This is a genomic window from Janthinobacterium sp. SUN026 (assembly GCF_030397625.1).
GTDB lineage: Bacteria > Pseudomonadota > Gammaproteobacteria > Burkholderiales > Burkholderiaceae_D > Janthinobacterium > Janthinobacterium kumbetense.
The window spans coordinates 1,994,237-2,013,404 of sequence record NZ_JAPQNU010000001.1 but is presented as its reverse complement, the minus strand read 5'-3'; the positions used below and the strand labels follow the sequence as shown (position 1 = coordinate 2,013,404).

Sequence of the window (19,168 nt, the reverse complement as noted above, 5' to 3'; positions counted from 1 at the left end):
GAGTATTTCCCCTGTACGGTTCAAGATGGAACCAGCGCATCGAGCTGGGCGCGGGTCGGCAAGCCTTCCATGTCGCCGGCCACCTGGATGGCGAAGGCGCCGACCCGGTTGCCGCGCCCCACCGCCTGCGCCAGCGGCAAGCCTTCCAGCAAGGCGCTGACCAGGCCGGCCGCGAAGCCGTCGCCGGCGCCCACCGTGTCGACCACGTTGGCCACGCGCTCGCCCGGCACCATGCCGCTGTCGCCCTCGGCCGTGCGGAAATAGGCGCCGTCGGCGCCCAGCTTGACAACCACCAGCCGCGCGCCGCGCTGCAGGTAAAAGCCGGCGACGTCGTGCGGCAGGTCGTGGCCGGTGAGGATTTTTCCCTCCCCCAGGCCGGGCAGCACCCAGTCCGCCTTGGCGGCCAGGCGGTTGATCTGTTCGACCATGACGGCTTGCGACGGCCACAGCGAGGGCCGCAGGTTCGGGTCGAACGACACGCTCCGGCCGTTGGCGCGCATGAAGTCGAGCGCCTGGCCGGCGAACGCCAGGCTGGTCTCGGACAGCGCCGCGGCCACGCCCGTGGCGTGCAGGTGGCGCGCGGACAGGAAATAGGCGGGGTCGAAATGCTCGGGCGCCAGCCGGCTGGCGGCGGAACCCTTGCGGAAGTATTCGACCAGCGGATCGGCGCCGTTCTCGGCCTTTTCCTTGAGCAGGAAGGCGCTGGACTGGCCGGCGACGGTGACGACCCGGCTGCAATCGACGCCTTCGGCCTGCACGCTGGTGCGGATGAAGCGGCCGAAAGAATCGTCGCCCACCCGGCTCAGCCAGCCGACCCGCAAGCCCAGGCGCGCCAGGCCGATGGCGACATTCGTCTCGGCACCGGCCAGGCGGCGCGTGAAGTGCGCCACGGCCGCCAGGTCGCCCGTTTGCTCGGCAACAAACATCGCCATCGCCTCGCCATAGGTGACGACGTCGAGCGCGTGCGCCCCTTGATTCGGTTCCTGCGCCATCATGCGGCCTCCAGCATCTGAATGTAGCGGCCCGTTTCGGCCACCAGGTCGGCACCCTCGAGCGGGAATTCGATGGCCCGCTGCACGCCCGGCGCAAAATGCGCGAAGACGGCGCGCCAGGCCGGATCGGCGTCGGAAACGGCGCAGGCGGACAGCCTTCCGCCGTCGTCAAGGACAGCCTTGCAATGCACATAACGCACGTACGGCGCCAGCAGGCGCGCCGCCTGCTGCGCATCCTCGCCCACCCAGCGCCAGTTGCCGATGTCGAAGGTCAGCCCCACGGGCAGCCCCGCTTTGTCCGCCGCCGCCAGGAAGCGCGCCATAGTCGCCAGCTTGCCGCCATGGGCCGTCTGGTCGTTTTCCACCAGCAGCACCACGGGCGCGGCAGCCAGTTGGGCGTGCAAGGCCGCCAGGTCCGGCGCGGCCGGGTAATGACCGAGCGACACCTTCAGGTAGCGCGCTCCCAGCCGCGCCGCCTCGTCCAGCATCTGCTGCAGCAGCGCGTGCTGCGGCAAGCCGTCCGCGCCCCACAATTCGATGGGCGTGGAATACACGCAGTACAGGCCGCGCGCGGCCACCGCCGCGCCCATGCGCGCCAGGTCCGGCAAGTCGGAAGTAAACAGTTCGCGGCGGATCTCGATGCCGGCGCCGCCCGCATCGGCCACCACGTCGACGAACTGGCTTTGCCCCAGCTGCCTTACCCTGCTTGCGCCGTAGGCCGACGCCGCCACCAGGACGGGGCTCACTTGATCGCTCCCGCGCCGACGAACTGGCGCGCTTCGGGCGTTTGCGGATTGCTGAAAAAGGCTTCCGACGGCCCGCTCTCCCACACCAATCCCTGGTGCATGAAGACGGTGACGTCGGCCATGCGCCGCGCGAACTCCATCTCGTGCGTCACCAGCAGCATCGTCATGCCCGCCTGCGCCAGCTCTTCCATCACCTTCAGCACTTCCTGCGTCAGTTCCGGATCGAGCGCCGACGTCACTTCGTCGAACAGCATCACCTGCGGCTCCATCGCCAGCGAACGGGCGATCGCCACGCGCTGCTGCTGGCCGCCCGACAGCTGCTCGGGATAGGCCTCGCGCTTGTGGTCCAGGCCCACCTGCTTGAGCACGCGCAGCGCCGTGGCGCGGCCCTGGGCGTCGGGCACCTTCTTGACGATGCGCGGCGCCAGCATGACGTTTTCTTCCACGGTCAGGTGGGGGAACAGGTTATAGCTCTGGAAGACCATGCCGACATCCTTGCGCAAGTCGAGCAGATGTTCCTGGCGCGCCGTCAGCGTGTGGCCGGCCACGACGATGCTGCCACTGTCGATGGTTTCCAGGCCATTGATACAGCGCAACATGGTGCTCTTGCCGGAGCCGCTGCGGCCGATCACGGCGATCACCTGGCCCCGCTCGACGGCGAACGACACGCCCTTGAGCACGTGGTTGGCGCCGAAGCTCTTGCTGATATGGTCGATTTCAACGATGGGCATGGAATTTCCTTTCCAGTGAATGGCTGTAGCGCGACAGCGGATAGCACAGCGCGAAATAGATCAGGGCGACGATGGGGAAGACGATGAAAGGCAGGAAGGTCGCATTGCTGACCAGTTGCCCTGCCCGCGTCAGTTCCACCACGCCGATGATCGAGGTGATCGAAGTGTTCTTGATGATCTGCACCATGAAGCCCACCGTCGGCGGCAGCGAATGGCGCAGCGCCTGCGGCAGGATGACGTAGCGCAGCTGCTGGTAGCGGTTCAGCGCCAGCGCGGCGGACGCCTCCCACTGCTGCCGCTGCACGCCTTCGATACAGCCGCGCCAGATCTCGCCCAGGTAGGCGCTGGCAAAGATCGTCATCGCCGCGCCGGCCGCGATGACCGGCGACAGCTTGTAGCCGAACAGGGCCAGCCCGTAATAAGTCAAAAACAGCACGATCAGCACGGGCGTGCCCTGGATCAGCTGGATGTACAGGGCGCTGATGCAGCGCAGGAATCGGCTGCGCGCCGTGCGCAGCAGCGCCACCGCGAAGCCGGCGATGCCGCCCGTGATAAAGACGATCAGCGACAGGCCGATGGTCCAGCGCGTGGCCTCGAGCAGGAATTGCAGGTTATCCCAGGAAAAGTCACTGATCATGTCATGCTCCCATGCGCACCGCGCCCAGACGGCGGCGGCGTTTGAAGACGATCTGGCCCAGCACCCAGAAGCCGAAGCGGAACAGCAGGGCCAGCAGGATGTACAGCACCATCACGACGATGTAGATCTCGAAGCTGCGGAAGGTTTCCGCGTCGAGCAGGTGGGCGGCGGCGGTCAGCTCTTCGGCGGAAATGGCCGACACGACGCTCGAGGCGAGCATCATCAGCGTGAACTGGCTGGCCAGCGCCGGATACACTTTTTCCAGCGCCGGCAGCAGCACCACGTGGCGCATCACCTGCCAGCGCGTCATGCCCAGCGCCTGGGCCGCTTCCAGCTGCGACGGATGCACGGCGCCGATGCCGGCGCGCACGATTTCCGCCGCGTAGGCGCCCAGGTTGACCGTCATGGCGACCAGGGCGGCGCCGTTCGCGTCGAGCTGCAAGCCCAGCGACGGCAAGCCGAAGTAGATGATGAACAGCTGCACCAGGAACGGCGTGCTGCGGATCACCTCGACATACGCGCGTACCGCCGCGCGGGCATAGGCGGGACCGTTCTTCAGGATGACGGCGGCGCACACGCCCACCGCCAGCCCCAGCACCATGGACAGGGCGCTCAGGCGTATCGTCAGCGCCGCGCCCCACAGCAGGCGGTCCAGCGATTGCATGACGAGTTCGAAATGAAATTCATACGGCATACTCAACTCCTTGTCTACGTGCGCATCCCCGGCCGCGCCACCATGGCGGCGCGCCGTGCGGACGAACACTCTCCCTGTGCGGGTCGCGGTATCAGAAGGTCGGCAGCGCCGGCAGCGGCGCGCCGCTCCACTTGCGCGCGATGGCGTCGAGTTCGCCGTTCAGCTTGACGTAGTAGATGAAGTTGTTGAGCCACTGGTGCAGCTCGAAGTCGCCGCGGCGCACGGCCATCGAGTTCGGCTGCAGCGAGTAGGCGAAGCGGACTTCGATCTTGCCCGCGCCGCGCGTCTTGATGATGTCGAGCGCCATCGTGCTGGGAATCGAGACGGCGTCGACCTGCTTGCTGAGCAAGGCCTGGGTGACGGTGGCGTCATCCTCGAAACGCACGATGCTGGTGCCAGCCGGGGCCATGCGGCTCAGCGCCGTGTCATTCGTGGTGCCGCGCGTCACGCCCACCTTCTTGCCCTTCAAGTCGGCCAGGGCCTTGAGTTTGCCGCCGACCGGCGCGACGATGGCCAGTTCGAACGCGCTGTAGGGCATGGTGAACATCAAGGTCTTGGCCCGTTCCGGCGTGGGTGCCAAAGTTGCCACGAGGAAATCGACCTTACCCGACTCCAGCGACGGCACGCGCGACGGCGCCGTCAAGGGCACCACTTCCACGGGCAGGTTCAGGTATTTGCCGATCAGGTTGGCGACGTCGACGTCATAGCCGACGGGCGCGCCCTTGGCGTCGATACTGCCAAACGGCGGCGTGCCGCTGACCACGCCGATGGTCAGCTTGCCTTTCTTGATCAGGTCGCCAAGCGTCTGCGCTCCGGCGTCGGCCGCCGCGCCGAGGGCGCACGTGGCTGCCAGTGCGCAAGCCAGTATTTTCGAATAGAACAGTGTGGTCATCTTCATGTTTCCGTCTCCTGTGATCCCGGTACCGGCCTCGTCGAGGCGCTTCCGGGAATATTGTCAAATGGACGATTCAGATCGTCTCTTGCCGTGTCGTACCAACCTCCTGCCATTGCCCTGCCTGACTATCCACGCCCCTTTCCAGTGTGAATACAATTTATGAAACCGGTTCCATTACCTTTCCAAAAAAAAGGGCAACGCCCTCTTCCCCGTCAATCGCCGCCCTTGCCCGCATTTGTCCGCTGGGTGGAATTGCGCACAATCAACTTGCCTGGCAACAGCACCTCACGCGGCGGGCACTGATCGCCCTGCAGGCGCGACAGCATGCACGTCATCGCCGAAAAGCCGATTTCATAGGTCTGCTGCTCGATCGTGCTCAGGCCCGCCAGCGGCGACCACGGCAGTTCGTCAAAACCCAGCAAGCCCACGTCCTGCGGCATGCGCAATTCGAGGCGCTGCAGCATCAGCGCCAGTTCCAGCGCCACCATGCCGTTCGACGCCAGCAGCGCCACGCGGCGGCCGCGCCACTGCGCCAGGCATAGACGCACCTGCGCGTCGATGGAGGGCCGGTCGTCCAGGTCCACCGCCAGCACTTCGCCCACGCAATCCGGATATTCGGCCATCACGGCCTGGAAACCCTCGGCGCGCATCAGCCGCGAACTGACGCCCGTCAAGGGCGGCGCGACGAAGGCGATGGCGTCGAAACCCTGTTCGATCAAATGCGCGGTGGCGAGCCGGCCCGCCTGCACATTGTCCAGGCCCACCAGGTCGAAATCGCTACCCTCGATGCGGCGGTCGACCAGCACGATGGGCATGCCCGCCTGCTGCAAGTCGGACGACTGGATATTGCGCCCCTGCGTGTTGACGATCAGCCCTTCCACGCTGTACGAGCGCAGCGCGGCAAGCGACTGGCGCTCCCGCTGTTCGTCATTGCCGGTATTACACAAGATCAAGGTATAGCCATGTTGCTGGCAAGCCGCTTCCACGCCTTGCAGCACAGCCACCGTATAAGGGTTCAGCATGTCCGCCACGACCATGCCGATCAGGCGCGTGCGGCCACGCTTGAGGCCGCGCGCCATCTGGTTCGGCTGGTAGCCGAGGCGCGCGATGGTGCTGGTGATCTGCTGGCGGATGTTTTCGGACAGGGCGTCCAGTTCGCCGCCGAGAAAGCGCGACACGCTCGTCTTCGACACGCCCGCCTCGCGCGCCACCTGGGCGATGGTCACCGGTCGTGCCGGCTCGCCGGAGACTGTCTTTTTATTGCCGCGTACTGAATCCAAGGTTGCTCTCCACTACCTGTTGATATGCATATTTTTATTTTGGAACCGGTTCCAAAGATAGCACCCACGAATCGATGACGCAAGCGATTTGATTGCCTGTGGCGGCGAAGGAACACGATGGGGGCATGGCTGGGAACGCGGATGAAAAGGCGCCGCCCTCCCCCGGCAAACGCAGGGAGCGGGCGGCGCTGCTTGAAAAACGACTTACTGGACCACGGTATAGCAAGGCACGTATGCCGTGCCCGCCAATTTCATGCGGTGCTGCGCAACAAACGAGGCCAGCAGCGCATCCATGGGGCCGGCGATGGATTTGTCGCCGTGGATCTCGAAATTGCCGTGCTTTTCGATCGAGCGGATGCCGTCATCCTTGACGTTGCCCGCCACCACGCCCGAAAACGCGCGGCGCAGCTGGGCCGCCAGCAAGTGCGTGGGCTGGTTCTTGTGCAGGCTCAGGTTGCGCATGTTTTCATGCGTGGGCTGGAACGGCTTCTGGAATTCGTGGTCGATCTTCAGCAGCCAATTGAAGTAATACGCGTCGCTGTGCGCCTTGCGGAATTCGCGCACCTGGCGGATACCTTCGAGCATTTCGCGCGCCACCAGTTCCGGGTCGTCGATGATGATCTTGTAGCGCTGCTGCGCTTCCGGACCCAGGGTGTCGCTGATGAACTGGTTGATCTGCACGAAATACTCGCGCGACGTTTCCGGACCCGTGAAGATCAGCGGGAATGGAATCTCGGCATTGTCTGGGTGCAACAAAATGCCGAGGATGTACAGAATCTCTTCGGCCGTGCCGGCGCCGCCCGGGAACACGACGATGCCGTGGCCCGCGCGCACGAACGCTTCCAGGCGTTTTTCGATGTCCGGCATGATGACGAGGTCGTTGACGATGGGGTTCGGCGACTCGGCCGCGATGATGCCCGGCTCGGTGATGCCGAGATACCGTCCATTGTGCAGGCGCTGCTTGGCGTGGCCGATGGTGGCGCCCTTCATGGGGCCCTTCATGGCGCCGGGGCCGCAGCCGGTGCAGATGTCGAGGCCGCGCAAGCCCAGCTGGTAGCCCACTTCCTTCGAATAATTGTATTCGGCACGGTTGATCGAGTGGCCGCCCCAGCACACGACCAGGTTCGGGTTGAGCTGGGTTTGCAGCACGTTGGCGTTGCGCAGGATGTGGAAGACGGCGTCCGTCACGCCTTCCGTGCTCTGCAAGTCGAATTTCGGGTTGCCCGTCACTTCATCGCTGACGAAGATGATGTCGCGCAGCACGGCAAACAGGTGCTCGTGGATGCCTTTGATCATCTTGCCGTCGACAAAGGCAATGGCCGGCGCGCCCTTGATGTCGAGCTTGATGCCGCGCTCGCGCTGGATGATGGAAATTTCAAACGATTGGTAGCGCTCCAGCAGGGCGCGGCCATCGTCGATGGTGCTGCCGCAATTCAGGACCGCCAGCGCGCAGCGGCGGAAAGTGTTGTACAGGCCGCCCTGGCTGGTGTCGAGCAGTTTGTTGACTTCAGTCTTGGAGAGCACGTCCAGGCGGCCTTCCGGTGAAACCAGAGTATCGATAACGTCGTGTTCCATAATGCGAAAAATCCCTTTAAAAATCGATGCTCGAAGGTCTTGCAGCCTCAATATACGACAAGTCAGGCAAGTTGTGCTGTGCCGCCGCAAAATCGCCGGGGCCGCCCTTGCCTGCAAACCGGTTTGACCAATATGAAACAGTCATTCTTGCTAATGCGAATCGAAATCTTCGCTCAGCGCAATTTGTAGATTAGAATGCCAGCCTATTGGAATTCCCGTGCGTGAGGTTCTTCATGAGAGTCCCCGCCGCCCGCAGGCTTCCATAAGTTCGTTGTATCGATTGACTATAATAATTTTTCAGGAGGAACCGCATGAGCGGTGCGACTACGCCCAACAAGGAAGCCGTTATTCCCGAGTTCAAGCAGATTATGGGCCATCCAAGCCCATTGTGGATGTTGTTCATGACTGAATTCTGGGAACGCTTCGCGTTCTACGGAGTTCGCTGGGCGCTGGTACTGTACATCGTGGCCCAGTTCCACGGCGGCGACGGTTCGGGACAGGCAGCGGCCAACCTTACCTACGGTTCCTTCCTCGCGCTGGTGTACGCCGGCGCCCTGTTCGGCGGTTACATCGCCGACCGGGTCATCGGTTACCAGCGCTCCATCCTGCTGGGCGCCGTCTTCATGGCTGCCGGCCTGTTCTGCATCTCGGTACCGAACCAGGACATCTTCAACCTGGGCCTGGCCACCATGATCGTCGGTAACGGCATGTTCAAGCCGAACATCTCGACCATGGTCGGCAAGCTGTACACGACGGCCGATCCGCGCCGCGACAGCGGTTTCACGATCTTCTACATGGGTATCAACATGGGCGCCATGGTCGCCCCCGTCTTTACGCAATGGCTGGCCGGGTCGATCTTCGGCACCAGCGACATGCCTGCGTACAAGATGGTCTTCATGGCGTCCGGTTTCGGCATGCTGATCAGCCTGGTATGGTTCGCCATCGGCCGCCGCGCCCTGAAGGGCATCGGCGCACCGGAAGCCGGTGCCGGCAGCCCGATGCGCGTCGTCTGGGTGGCCGTCGGCTCCCTGTGCGTGATCCCGCTGATGTACTTCCTGCTGACCGTCGGCGCTGAAAAGCTGCAAATCGTCCTGACCGTGCTGTTCGTCGGCCTGGCCGTGATGCTGATGATCGAAGGCATACGCAACGGTAAAGTGGCGCGCGACCGCGTCATCGCCATGCTGTTGATCTTCGTCTTCAACATCCTGTTCTGGATGTTCTTCGAACAGGCAGGCAGTTCGTTTACCTTCCTGGCCGACAAGATCGTCAACCGCGACCTGGGCTTCGCCATCTTCCCGACCGCCTACTTCCAGACCGTCAATTCGGTCGCCATCATCGTCTTTGCGCCGATCATCGCCGCCGTCTGGGTCTTCCTGGCGCGCCACAACGTCAATCCATCGATCCCGCGCAAATTCGGCCTGGGCTTGCTGGGCAATGCGCTGGCCTTCGGCCTGCTGATCTTCGCACTGTCGAGCCTGGTTGGCGCCGACAACAAGATCCCGTTCTGGACCCTGGCGACCGTGTACATGCTGCAATCGATCGGCGAGCTGTGCCTGTCGCCTATCGGCCTGTCGATGGTCACCAAGCTGGCGCCAGTACGCCTGGTCGGCCTTGGCATGGGCGGCTGGTTCCTGTCGACCGGTATCGGCAACAATCTGTCCGGCATCTTCGCCAGCCACGTCAGCGGCGAAAGCGGCATGTCGGTACAGTCGGCCCTGTCCGGCTACACCTTCGGCTTCTGGTCTCTGCTGGGCGCCGGCGTGATCCTGTTCCTGATCGCACCGCTGATCAACAAACTGATGCACGGCGTGAAGTAAGCGTCTTGTTGTAGATCAAAACGGCGGCCTGCGGGCCGCCGTTTTTCATTCGGCAGCCGTTTCCCCCTTGCCGGACGGTACAATACCGCCAGGGCCAGCGGCCATCCACCCACATTACTGAAAAATTCCATGTCCAGCATCTCCACCACCACGCCCCTCTCCGACGACGAATACGCCGAACTCGACACCCTGCTGGCCGCGCCCGCCCTGGCCGGCCATGCCATGGATGTGTCGATGCTGGAAGGTTTTCTCACGGCCGTCGCCCTGAGCCCGAAACAGATCGCGCCGGAACAATGGCTGCCCTGGGTCTGGGACAAGGCGGCCGGCAGCGCCTTGCCGGCACAGGACGAGGCCAGCGAACGGGCGGCCAGCCTGGCGCAACGCCACCACGCCTACATGGTCGAATGGCTGGCGAAGGACCCGGACAGCTTCGAGCCCATCTATGTGTGCGGCCCCGAATGGAGCGTGCCCGCCTGGTGCGCCGGTTTTGTACTTGGCACGAGCCTGGACAAGCCCCAGTGGGCGGCCCTGGCCGTCAGCCACCCGGAATACCTGGCGCCGTTCCAGCACCTGGCCACGGCCGGCGAGCTCGACGACGATGCGGCCGAAACGGCCATGGATGGCGTGATTCCATCCGTGATCGCCATCAACGCGGCCTGGGCGCGCCAGCGCCACCTGAAAAGCCAGGCCCAAAGCCAGCCCGGCGCCACCGTCCTGCGCGAAGTGCCGAAGACGGGCCGCAACGACCCGTGCCACTGCGGCAGCGGCAAGAAATACAAAAAATGCTGCGCCGACGCCGATAGCGCGGCGAACTAAGGCGATCCCTCCTTGCGCCAGCTGCTGACGGCCATCCTGCGCTTCCTGCTGCGCCACGCGCTGCAGTTCGCCCTGTTCATCGTCATCCTGTTGGCCGGACGCCTGCTGCTGGCCGAATGGCGCGCCTACAGCGCCGGCAGCGAGGCCGTGGCCGTGCTCAGGCTGGCCGCCGACGGCGCCGACAGCCATGGCGCCGGCCTGGCCGCTGCGGCCACGGCGCGGGTCAACGCCCTGCAAACGGCCTCGCACGCGGCCATCGCCGCGCGCCTGGCACAAGTGCAGGCGCAATTAACGGCCTTGCGCGCGCGGCAGCAAGCGTCGCTGTTCACCCTTCCCCTGCCCGACGCGAGCACCCTGGCCCGGCATGCGCAGGAGGAAGCGGCGCGCCGCGTGGAGATCGAAGTGCTGGTGCAGGAAGCCCGCTATCTGACCGCCCTGCAAGCGGCGATCAGCGGCGAAGATGCGCGGCACACGCTGGCGCGCCTGCACGCGGAACACGTGGGCGCATATGCTGCACTGCAAAATAATCTGCAGCAGCGCCGGCAGCTGGAAGCACAGCACCCGCTGGCGGCGCGCCTGCCCGGCAGCGACGCCTACGCACAGCTGTCGCAGCTGGAAGCGCAGGGTCAGCGTTTGCGCGAGATCAACCTGCAAGCGTATCAGGCCTGGGCGGCGCAGCGCGCCGGCACCGGCGATGCCGCCCGCCCCGCGCCGTTTGCCATCGATACCACCGCGCTGGCCGGCGCCCTGGCACCCGTGCAAAAGGCCATCGCGGCCGGCGAGAGCCAGCTGGCGCGCAACTGGATCGGGCGCTGGCGCGCGCCAGTCATGGACGTGGCGCCCACGGCCGCCCTGCTGGTGCTGTCGGCCATCCTGCTGCCCGCCGCCATCAAGGCCTTCTTTTACTTCGTGCTGGCGCCCCTCGCTTCCCGTTTGCCGCCGCTGTCGATCGCGCGCGAACTGCAAGTCGCGGGCAGTTCACTGCCACTGCCGCCGCTGGGCGAATCGCGCATTTCCGCCGTCTCGCAGGGCTTGCTGCTGCAGCCCGGCCAGCAGATGCTGATCCATCCCGAATACCTGCAATCGTCGCCCGTGAGCAGCACCAAGCGCACGCAATGGCTGCTGGACTGGCGCTTTCCATTTACCAGCCTGGCCGCCGGCATGGTGGCGCTGACGCGCCTGCACAGCGACGAGGAAGCGTGCGTGACGATTTCCGCCAGCGACGACCCGCTGCTGGAAGTGGCCGTCGTCCGGCTGCCGCCCGGCAGCGCATTGGTCTTCCAGCCGCGGGGACTCGTGGGCCTGGTCTGCGACTCGAATCAGCCGCTGGCGATATCGAGCCACTGGCGCCTGGGCAGCCTGCATGCCTGGCTCACCCTGCAGCTGCGCTTCATCGTCTTTCGCGGCCCCGTCACGCTGATCGTGCGCGGCTGCCGCGGCGTGCGCCTGGAACGGGCCGGCCAGGGACGCTCCATCAGCCAGTCCGCCACCCTGGGTTTCACCACCGACGTGCTGTACTCGACCCTGCGCAGCGAAACCTTCATCCCCTACCTGCGCGGCCAGCAAGCCTTGCTCAACGACCGCTTCGACGGCGAGCACGGCGTCTACCTGTACGAAGAAACCCCGCGCCACGGCAAGCAGCCGGGCAAGGCGGGCAGCTGGTTCGAGGGATTCACGGACGCCATATTGAAAGTGTTCGGCATCTAGCCGCGAAAATACGATGGACGATTTCCTGTTTGCCGATTTCCTCGAGGACCATGCCGCGTATGCGGCGGCAGAGGCCTGGTGGCAGGCGCGCCTGGCCTTCCTCGACGGCCAATGCACGCCGTATCTGCGCACCGCGTTCGCCAATGGCCAGCCGTTCTATGACGGCAATCCCATCGTCAACCTGGCGGACCGGCACGCCGGCAAGGCGGCACGCATCGTGCAGCAATGCCCGCATGAATGCGGCCACGGCTACACAAGCTTCGAACAGGCCATCGAGCTGGCCGGCGACGACGGGCACCGCCCGGCACGGGAAAAAATCATCGTGCTGACCCTGACGCAGGCAACGGCGCAGAGGGCCGAGGCGGAATTGCGCGCCTGGTTTGCGCCAGCGTAAGGCTGCGCGCTACCAGAGGTAGGCCACGCGCACGCCGACATTGCGCTGTTCGCCGTAATTGCAGGCCCGCGCAGAGAAACACGAGGCGACATGGTATTTGTCGAACAGGTTCTTCACCGTCATGCTCACGCTCAAGCCGCGCCAGTCGCTGCGCGCCTGGCCCAGATCATAGCGCAGCGACAGGTCGGCCAGGGTGAACGCCGGCACCTGGAAGGTGTTCTCCGCGTCGCCCCAGCTGGCGCCCACGTGGCGCACGCCGGCGCCGGCCGACAGGCCGCGCAAGCCGCCAGCGAAGGCGTAGTCGGCCCACGCGGAAGCCATCTGCCGGGGCACTTCATACGGCGACTTGCCCTGCACATTCGTGCCCCACATGTCCGGATGCGCCCTCGTCACTGTCAGGGGATTGTAGGTGAGGGACGCCAGCAGTTTCAGCTGGCTGCCCGGCTGCGCCGCCACTTCCAGTTCGATGCCGCGCGAGCGCACCTCCCCCTGCTGGATGGAGAAATTCGGGTCGTCCGGGTCCGTCGTCAGCACGTTCTGGCGGCGCAGTTCGAATGCGGCGGCCGTCACGGACAGATGCGCGCCAGGCGCGTATTTCACGCCGACTTCCACTTGCCGGGCCGTTTCCGGCTCGAACGGACGCTCAAGGCGGTCCGCGCCGGAGACGGGCGAGAACGATTCGCTGTAGCTGGCGTAAGGCGCCAGGCCGTTCGCCGCCAGGTAAGTGATGCCGGCGCGGCCCGTGAATGCCGTGGGTTTGCGCACCGTCGTGACCGATGGCGATACCAGCAGATTGCGCTGTTCCTGGCGCGTCCAGTCCTGGCGCCCGCCCACGGTGAAGACCCATTGACGGTACTGCATGCGGTCTTGCAGGTAGGCGCCCAGCTGCCGGTTATGCTCGCGGCGCAGGGCATCGGGCGCCAGCGCCGCCAGGTCCAGCGCGCCGCCGTAGACGGGGCGGTAGATATCGATCTGCGGACCGTCGGCGATATACGAGCTGAACGACGTACTGCTGCGGCTGTAATCGATGCCGGCAACCACCTCATGGCGCAGCGCGCCCGTCGCCACCTGGCCCGTCACGCTGGTGTCGAGCGAGTACACGCTGCCCTTGCCGTCGCGCGTATCGATCTCGCGGTTGGTGACTGCATGGTCGATTAAGTTGCCGTAACGAAACATATACTGTTCATGGTTATTCGCGTGCAGGAAGCGGAAGTTCTGCCGGAGCGTCCACCCGCTGTCGAACGTGTGGCGCGCCGCGTAGCCCGCCGACGCGACGCGCGTTTCCTCGTGGTCGAAGCCGGGCTCGCCCAGGAATCGCGTCAGCGGCAGGCGGCCGTTGGGATTACTGCCGTTCAAGGCTTCCCACTGCACGTTCGACGATTGCATGGCGCGATTCTGCTGAAAAAAGCCCAATAAGGTGATGCTGGTGCGGGCGCTCGGCGCCCACGTCAGGCTGGGTGCCAGATAGTAGCGGTCGTCCTGCATGTAATCGATCTGCTGGTCCGCCTGGCGCGCCAGCCCCACCAGCCGGTATTGCAGGCTGCCGTCGTCGGCCAGCTTGCCGCCCACGTCGAGGGCCAGCTGCTTGCGCGCATAGCTACCGAGCGACAGTTCGACCTGGTTTACCTGGTCCGCCGCGGGGCGCTTGGCGACGAAATTGACGATGCCGCCCGGCGCATTCTGGCCGTACAACACGGACGAAGGACCCTTCAGCACTTCCACGCGCTCGGCGCCGTACGGCTCCACGCCGAAAAAGCCCAGCGTCCCCATCGGCATCAGGCGCATGCCGTCCAGGTAGAACGCGCCCGAAAACTGGCTGAAGCCCCGTACCGACAGGCTGTCGTCGGCAGGATTGGCGCCTGCCGTGTTGCTGCGCAAGCCGGCCGTGTACTGGATGGCATCGTTCAGGGTGCGCACGCCCTGGTCATCCATGCGGTCGCGCGTGATGACGGACACCGATTGCGGCACTTCCAGCAGGGAAGCGTCGGTCTTGGTGGCCGTGCTGGCCCGCCGCGCCACATAGCCGCTGGCCTTGCCCCACGTGTTTTCCTCTTCCGCCTGCGCGCTGACGGTCACGGGCGCCATCGTCTGCACGCCATCCGCCGCCGCGCCGGCAGCGGATGCGGAGGCGGCACGCAGCGCGTGGCCGCCGCCGGCCGTGCGCACGGCAGCGAGCCCGGTGCCGGCCAGCGCCCGCGCCAGCGCGTCGTCCACCGTGTAGCTGCCGCTGACGCCGCCGCTGCGCAGCCCTTCCGTCGCGGCCGAGCCAAAGGCGATCAGCAAGCCCGCTTCACGCCCCAGCCGGTTCAACGTCGCTTCCAGCGGCCCCGCCGGGATGGCGTAATGGCGCAAGGACGCGGGCTGTCCGGCCGTTTGCGCGTGCGCCGGCGCGCCGGCCAGGCTGGCCAGTGCGCCCAGGCACAGGGCGTGCACCAGGTGGGCCAGCGGTGTCATGGCCAGCAAGCGCGTGGATGGGGGGAATGTACTGCGGTTGTTCATGGCATGCCTTCGTATCATGGGATGGGTGGAACGGGCCAATACCTGCGCCCTCACTTTCCTTGACAAGGCAGCGTGCAAAAACAGTCCATGTATTTTCAGTTTATTTTTTCGCCGCGCGCGACCGCACGGTGACCCAGTAGCGCGTCAAGTAGTGCAGCTCGACGGGCAAGGCTTCCACCAGCGCCAATAGCACCCTGTCGGTATCGGCCAGCGGATAGGCGCCCGACACCAGCATGTGCGCGAGCGCCGGATCGCATCCCAGGTGGCCGCGCCGGTGGCGCGACAACTCCAGCAGAAAATCGTCCAGGCGCATGTGCGCGGCGACCAGCATGCCGTCGGCCCAGGCGCCGGCGCCGGCATCGAGCGCATGCGCCGCGCCCACGCCGTCGCGCGTAAAACTGCCCTCCTCGCCCGCCCGCAGCACGCGTGGCTGGCCGTCGGCCGACGCAGGCCGCAACTCGACGGCCCCCTCCAGCACGCCCACCTGCACGAAGCCCGCGTGCTGGCGCACGATGAATCGCGTGCCCAGCCCGCGCGCCGTGCCGTCGGCCGTGTGCACGCGGAAGGGCCGCTGCTGCGCATCGGGCGCCGTCTGCAGCAGCACCTCGCCGCGCAGCAGCTGCACCGCGCGCTCGCTGGCGTCATAGCGCAGTTTGATGGCGCTATCGGTATTGAGCACCAGCGTGCCGCCGTCCGGCAGGCGCACCGTGCGCCGCTCGCCCGTGGCCGTGCTGGCATCGGCGTTCCACGACTGCCACGCCGGTGTCTGGCGCAGCATGGCGGCGCTGCCGCCCGCCACCACCAGCGCCGTGAGCAGGCGCACCGCGCGGCGCCGCTGCGCGCCTGCGGGCGCGGCCAGGGCGGCGCTGGCCAGCGGCGGCGGAATGCCGGCCAGCTGGCCGCTGACGGCTTCGATGCGCTGCCAGGCCCGCTCATGTTCGACTTCCTCGGCACGCCAGCGCTGCCATGCCTGCAGCTGTGCGGCAGTGGCGTCGCCGCCCTGCAGCGCCAGCCACCACTGCACGGCCCGCCGCGCCACGGCGGGCGCCACGCTTGCGGCGACACCCGTTCCGTCCAGGGCGAAGCTTGCCTCTTCATCCATCATGCTGCTCCGGGAAAAAGCAGCGCAGGGCCGCCCTGGCCAGATGGCGCTTGACGGTGGACAGGGAAATGCCCAATTCGGCGGCGACCTCCTGCTGCCCCAGGCCGTCGAGCTGCACCAGCAAAAAGGCTTGCCGCGCCTGCGCCGGCAGCCCGGCCAGGCGCCGGTCCAGCTCCACCAGCCGTTCGAGGAACATCAGGCGCACTTCGGGCGGCGGCGCCACCGGCTCCGGCATCAGGGCAAGAGCGTCGAGGTAGGCTTGCTCGATGGCGCGCCGGCGCACATGGTTGATCAGCAGGTTGCGGGCGATCGTCGTCAGGTAGGCGCGCGGCTCCTGCACGCCCTGCATGCCCTGCGGCGCGAGCACGCGCAGGAAGGTGGCCTGCGCCAGGTCGGCCGCGTCGAAGGCGTTGCCCACCTTGCGCTGCAGCCAGCCGCGCAGCCAGCCATGGTGCTGGCGATACAGGATGGCGATGTCATCGAAATCATGCAGGGAGACGTGGTCGGCGGACATGGAGCGGCGGGTCTGGCGGGCAGCGCAAACTTAATGAGAATTATTCTCAATTATAGGCAGAAGTGCGCACCTCGACAAGATCCGTGCCGACGATACCCGGCCCTGGCTCTGGCACTGGCACTGGCTTCCGACGTAACAGCCGTTTCCAGTCTTGCGGTTCGCAGCGCCGATATCTCTCGCTTGCCGGGCCGCCAAAGTACGACGGGAGGAAGCCCGCAACCTGCGCGCTACGCCGCAATCGAATGCGACACGCTCAGCCACTCGCCCGGCTGCAAATTCGCCGCCGCCTCGCGCGTGGCCAGCACGCTGTCCGGGTCCAGGTCGGAGCGTTTCAGCTTGTAGGAATAGGCGAAATCATCGGCATCGAATGCCTGCCCCGCCTTCACGTAATACTTGAAGCCGACGAACGCGTCGGGATTGGTGACGACTGTGTATTCAAGCGTGACGCTGTTCATGGCGGGCCTCGTCGACAACGGTGAAGTGTCCATTATGCGTCAATTCCGGCGGCAGCGATGCGACGGCCAATCCTTGCGGCAAGTCAATAACCCTGCCGCCTGCCAGCGCTACAGTAGCCTGTGCCAACCACCACGCCACTGCTGCCATTACGACCATTACTGCCATGCGCACCTTGCTCACGAAGATCAGGAACACGCTGTCGCCGCGGGCGAGCCTGCCGGCGGCGGCGCGCATGGAGCGGCTGTCGGACCGGCGCGGCCTGCCCGCCTTCGACCCCGGCCCGCAAGCCGTCGTCAAGGCCTGCACGGCCTGGCTATGCGCGGCGCAGGACCATTCCAGCTCAAACGACGGCGGCGTCGCGCGCGACTACAGCCTGGTCACAGGGTGGTCGAGCTCCTACCCGGAGACCACCGGCTACATCATCCCCACCCTCATCGCCCTGGCGCAGCGCACGGGCGATGAGGCTGGGGATGAGGCGCTGCACGGGCGCGCGCGGCGCATGCTCGACTGGTGCCTGGCCATCCAGTTCGCACAAGGCGGATTCCAGGGCGGGAAGATCGATTCGACGCCGCGCGTGCCCGTCACTTTCAATACGGGCCAGATCCTGCTCGGCCTGGCCGCCGGCGTGGCGGCGTACGGCGCGGCCTACGCAGACGCCATGCATCGCGCGGCAAGCTGGCTGCGCGACAGCCAGGATGCGGACGGCTGCTGGCGCCGCCATCCGACGCCGTTCGCCAGTGCCGGCGACAAGGCCTACGAAACGCATGTGGCATGGGGCCTGTTCGAAGCGGACCGCGTCGCGCCGGGCCACGGCTATGGCGCGGCCGGCTTGCGCCAGGTCGACTGGGCGCTGACAAAACAGCGGCCCAATGGCTGGTTCGCGGCGAACTGCCTGGACAACCCGCTCCTGCCCCTGACCCATACCATCGGCTACGCCTTGCGCGGCCTGCTCGAAGCGCACCGCTTTTCGGCGCGCGCCGACCTGCTGGACGCCGCCGCGCGCACGGGAGCGAGCGTCGCCAGGGCCGTGGCGGCCGACGGCTACCTGGCCGGCCGCCTCGGTCCGGACTTCCAGCCGGGAGCGAACTACGCCTGCCTCACGGGTTCCGCGCAAAACGCGCATTGTCTGTTCCTGCTGTATCGGCTCACGGGTGAGCGGCCCTACCTCGACGCGGGGCGCCGCCTGAACCGCTACGTGCGGCGCGCGGTCAGCATCGACGGTCCCGCGCGCACGCGCGGCGGCGTCAAGGGCTCGTTTCCCGTCGATGGCGACTACGGCACCTGGGCTTACCTGAACTGGGCCGCCAAGTTCTGCATCGATGCCAATCTGCTGGAAGTGGAAGTAGAGCGGGAAACAGGCGATGCTTGAACAGGCGAAACGCGCCGCCAGGGCCGCGCTGCAAGCGTGGCGCCGCGCCGCCGGCGCCCGGCACGTGCGCCAGAATGCCCCCCACGTGACGCGCGCCGGGCTGGCTGCCGGCCTGGCGCGGCTGGGCATCGCGCCAGGCGATACGCTGTTCGTGCATTCCTCGCTGAAAAGCCTGGGCTATGTGGAAGGCGGCGCGCCAGCCGTGATAGCCGCCCTGCAGGACGCCGTCGGCCCGCAAGGCGCCCTGCTGCTGCCCGCCTACTATCTGCCGGGCGGCACCGTGCGCGCCGCCTGCGCCATGCCGGACTATGTATTCGACCCGCGCCGCCACGGCACGCACATGGGACGCCTGCCGGAAGCCTTCCTTGCCAGCCCCGGTGTCCGGCGCAGCATCCACCCGACGCACTCCGTCTGCGCGTGGGGCCGCCATGCCGCCGACCTTACCGAAGCGCACCACCGCGCGCCCTCGATCTTCGGCATGGGCTCTCCCTGGCAGCGCTTCATCGGCTGCGACCATGCGAAGGTGCTGGGCCTCGGCATTTCCATGGGGCCGGTGACGTTCTATCACGCGCTGGAAGACGCCATGGGCGAGGCCTTTCCCGTGCCCGTGTGGGAGGAAGAGACAAAGCTGCTCGCTTGCCTGGACCACGCCGGCCGGCGCTGGGACGTGCCCGTGCGCCCTTTCGATCCAGCTATCGCACGGCGCCGCATCGACCATCCCGGCCGGGAGGATCTGCGCGAGTACTTTCAGCGGGAATTCGATGCCGCCGGCCTGCGCGTCAACGGGCAAGTGGGCGACGCGGCGTCGTGGTGCATTCCGGCGCAGGCCTTTTATGACCACCTGCGCCAACTGGCGTCCGAGCACGTAACGATCTACGCGAGCGCGGCGCAACTGGCGGCGCGGCCCATCGGCCGCACATAAAAAAACCGCCCGGTGCGACCCG

18 protein-coding genes are annotated in these 19,168 nt (G+C 66.2%); 6 read left to right on the top strand and 12 right to left on the bottom strand.

Going from position 1 to position 19,168, the window contains the following annotated elements:
- Window positions 1-20 precede the first annotated feature (20 nt).
- The 8 genes from OX459_RS09195 to ppnN form a co-directional block, all read right to left on the bottom strand.
- On the bottom strand, window positions 21-995 hold the full coding sequence (locus tag OX459_RS09195; protein ID WP_289904723.1) for a sugar kinase: 975 nt from the start codon (window positions 993-995) through the stop codon (window positions 21-23).
- Window positions 992-1,738, bottom strand: a complete 747-nt coding sequence (locus tag OX459_RS09190) for a TIM barrel protein (protein ID WP_289904722.1) — start codon at window positions 1,736-1,738, stop codon at window positions 992-994. The genes OX459_RS09195 and OX459_RS09190 overlap by 4 nt, the downstream gene beginning before the upstream one ends.
- Complete coding sequence (locus OX459_RS09185; RefSeq protein WP_099667569.1) at window positions 1,735-2,469, bottom strand: amino acid ABC transporter ATP-binding protein; 735 nt, start codon at window positions 2,467-2,469, stop codon at window positions 1,735-1,737. The genes OX459_RS09190 and OX459_RS09185 overlap by 4 nt, the downstream gene beginning before the upstream one ends.
- Window positions 2,456-3,106, bottom strand: a complete 651-nt coding sequence (locus OX459_RS09180; protein WP_251348358.1) for an amino acid ABC transporter permease — start codon at window positions 3,104-3,106, stop codon at window positions 2,456-2,458. The genes OX459_RS09185 and OX459_RS09180 overlap by 14 nt, the downstream gene beginning before the upstream one ends.
- A gap of 1 nt (window position 3,107) precedes the next feature.
- Window positions 3,108-3,800 carry an amino acid ABC transporter permease gene (locus tag OX459_RS09175; protein WP_099667567.1) on the bottom strand — a complete coding sequence of 231 codons (693 nt, stop codon included), beginning with the start codon at window positions 3,798-3,800 and terminating at the stop codon, window positions 3,108-3,110.
- 91 nt (window positions 3,801-3,891) lie between these two features.
- Window positions 3,892-4,698: a transporter substrate-binding domain-containing protein gene (locus OX459_RS09170; protein ID WP_289897570.1), complete on the bottom strand. Its 807-nt coding sequence runs from the start codon at window positions 4,696-4,698 to the stop codon at window positions 3,892-3,894.
- A 209-nt stretch (window positions 4,699-4,907) separates the two neighbouring features.
- On the bottom strand, window positions 4,908-5,975 hold the full coding sequence (locus OX459_RS09165; protein WP_289904721.1) for a LacI family DNA-binding transcriptional regulator: 1,068 nt from the start codon (window positions 5,973-5,975) through the stop codon (window positions 4,908-4,910).
- A 204-nt stretch (window positions 5,976-6,179) separates the two neighbouring features.
- Window positions 6,180-7,550, bottom strand: a complete 1,371-nt coding sequence (gene ppnN / locus OX459_RS09160; RefSeq protein ID WP_070254173.1) for a nucleotide 5'-monophosphate nucleosidase PpnN — start codon at window positions 7,548-7,550, stop codon at window positions 6,180-6,182.
- A gap of 311 nt (window positions 7,551-7,861) precedes the next feature.
- Here ppnN and OX459_RS09155 point away from each other — a divergent pair, with 311 nt between their 5' ends.
- The 4 genes from OX459_RS09155 to OX459_RS09140 all read left to right on the top strand — a co-directional run bounded on the left by OX459_RS09155 (window position 7,862) and on the right by OX459_RS09140 (window position 12,284).
- A complete protein-coding gene (locus tag OX459_RS09155) occupies window positions 7,862-9,367 on the top strand; it encodes an oligopeptide:H+ symporter (protein WP_099667564.1) in 1,506 nt (501 codons plus the stop codon).
- Window positions 9,368-9,496: 129 nt separating this feature from the next.
- Complete coding sequence (locus OX459_RS09150; protein ID WP_289904720.1) at window positions 9,497-10,183, top strand: UPF0149 family protein; 687 nt, start codon at window positions 9,497-9,499, stop codon at window positions 10,181-10,183.
- A 12-nt stretch (window positions 10,184-10,195) separates the two neighbouring features.
- On the top strand, window positions 10,196-11,890 hold the full coding sequence (locus tag OX459_RS09145) for a hypothetical protein (protein WP_289904719.1): 1,695 nt from the start codon (window positions 10,196-10,198) through the stop codon (window positions 11,888-11,890).
- 13 nt (window positions 11,891-11,903) lie between these two features.
- Window positions 11,904-12,284, top strand: coding sequence for a hypothetical protein (locus tag OX459_RS09140; RefSeq protein ID WP_289904718.1), 381 nt, complete (start codon window positions 11,904-11,906; stop codon window positions 12,282-12,284).
- A gap of 9 nt (window positions 12,285-12,293) precedes the next feature.
- Here the strand turns inward: OX459_RS09140 and OX459_RS09135 are convergent, their stop codons facing one another.
- The 4 genes from OX459_RS09135 to OX459_RS09120 form a co-directional block, all read right to left on the bottom strand.
- Window positions 12,294-14,783, bottom strand: coding sequence for a TonB-dependent siderophore receptor (locus tag OX459_RS09135; protein WP_289904717.1), 2,490 nt, complete (start codon window positions 14,781-14,783; stop codon window positions 12,294-12,296).
- Between the two features lie 100 nt (window positions 14,784-14,883).
- Window positions 14,884-15,888 (bottom strand): FecR domain-containing protein, encoded by a 1,005-nt coding sequence (locus tag OX459_RS09130; protein ID WP_354669654.1) that lies wholly within the window; start codon window positions 15,886-15,888, stop codon window positions 14,884-14,886.
- On the bottom strand, window positions 15,878-16,399 hold the full coding sequence (locus OX459_RS09125) for a sigma-70 family RNA polymerase sigma factor (RefSeq protein ID WP_099667559.1): 522 nt from the start codon (window positions 16,397-16,399) through the stop codon (window positions 15,878-15,880). Before OX459_RS09125 ends, OX459_RS09130 begins: the two co-directional genes overlap by 11 nt.
- A gap of 227 nt (window positions 16,400-16,626) precedes the next feature.
- Window positions 16,627-16,854, bottom strand: coding sequence for a hypothetical protein (locus OX459_RS09120; RefSeq protein ID WP_077405728.1), 228 nt, complete (start codon window positions 16,852-16,854; stop codon window positions 16,627-16,629).
- Between the two features lie 164 nt (window positions 16,855-17,018).
- Between OX459_RS09120 and OX459_RS09115 the strand changes: the two genes are divergently transcribed.
- Together OX459_RS09115 and OX459_RS09110 are read left to right on the top strand one after the other, a co-directional pair.
- The gene (locus OX459_RS09115; protein ID WP_289904716.1) at window positions 17,019-18,224 is read left to right on the top strand and encodes a hypothetical protein; all 1,206 of its coding nucleotides are present in this window, start codon (window positions 17,019-17,021) and stop codon (window positions 18,222-18,224) included.
- Window positions 18,217-19,146: an AAC(3) family N-acetyltransferase gene (locus OX459_RS09110; protein WP_289904715.1), complete on the top strand. Its 930-nt coding sequence runs from the start codon at window positions 18,217-18,219 to the stop codon at window positions 19,144-19,146. The genes OX459_RS09115 and OX459_RS09110 overlap by 8 nt, the downstream gene beginning before the upstream one ends.
- Window positions 19,147-19,168 lie beyond the last annotated feature (22 nt).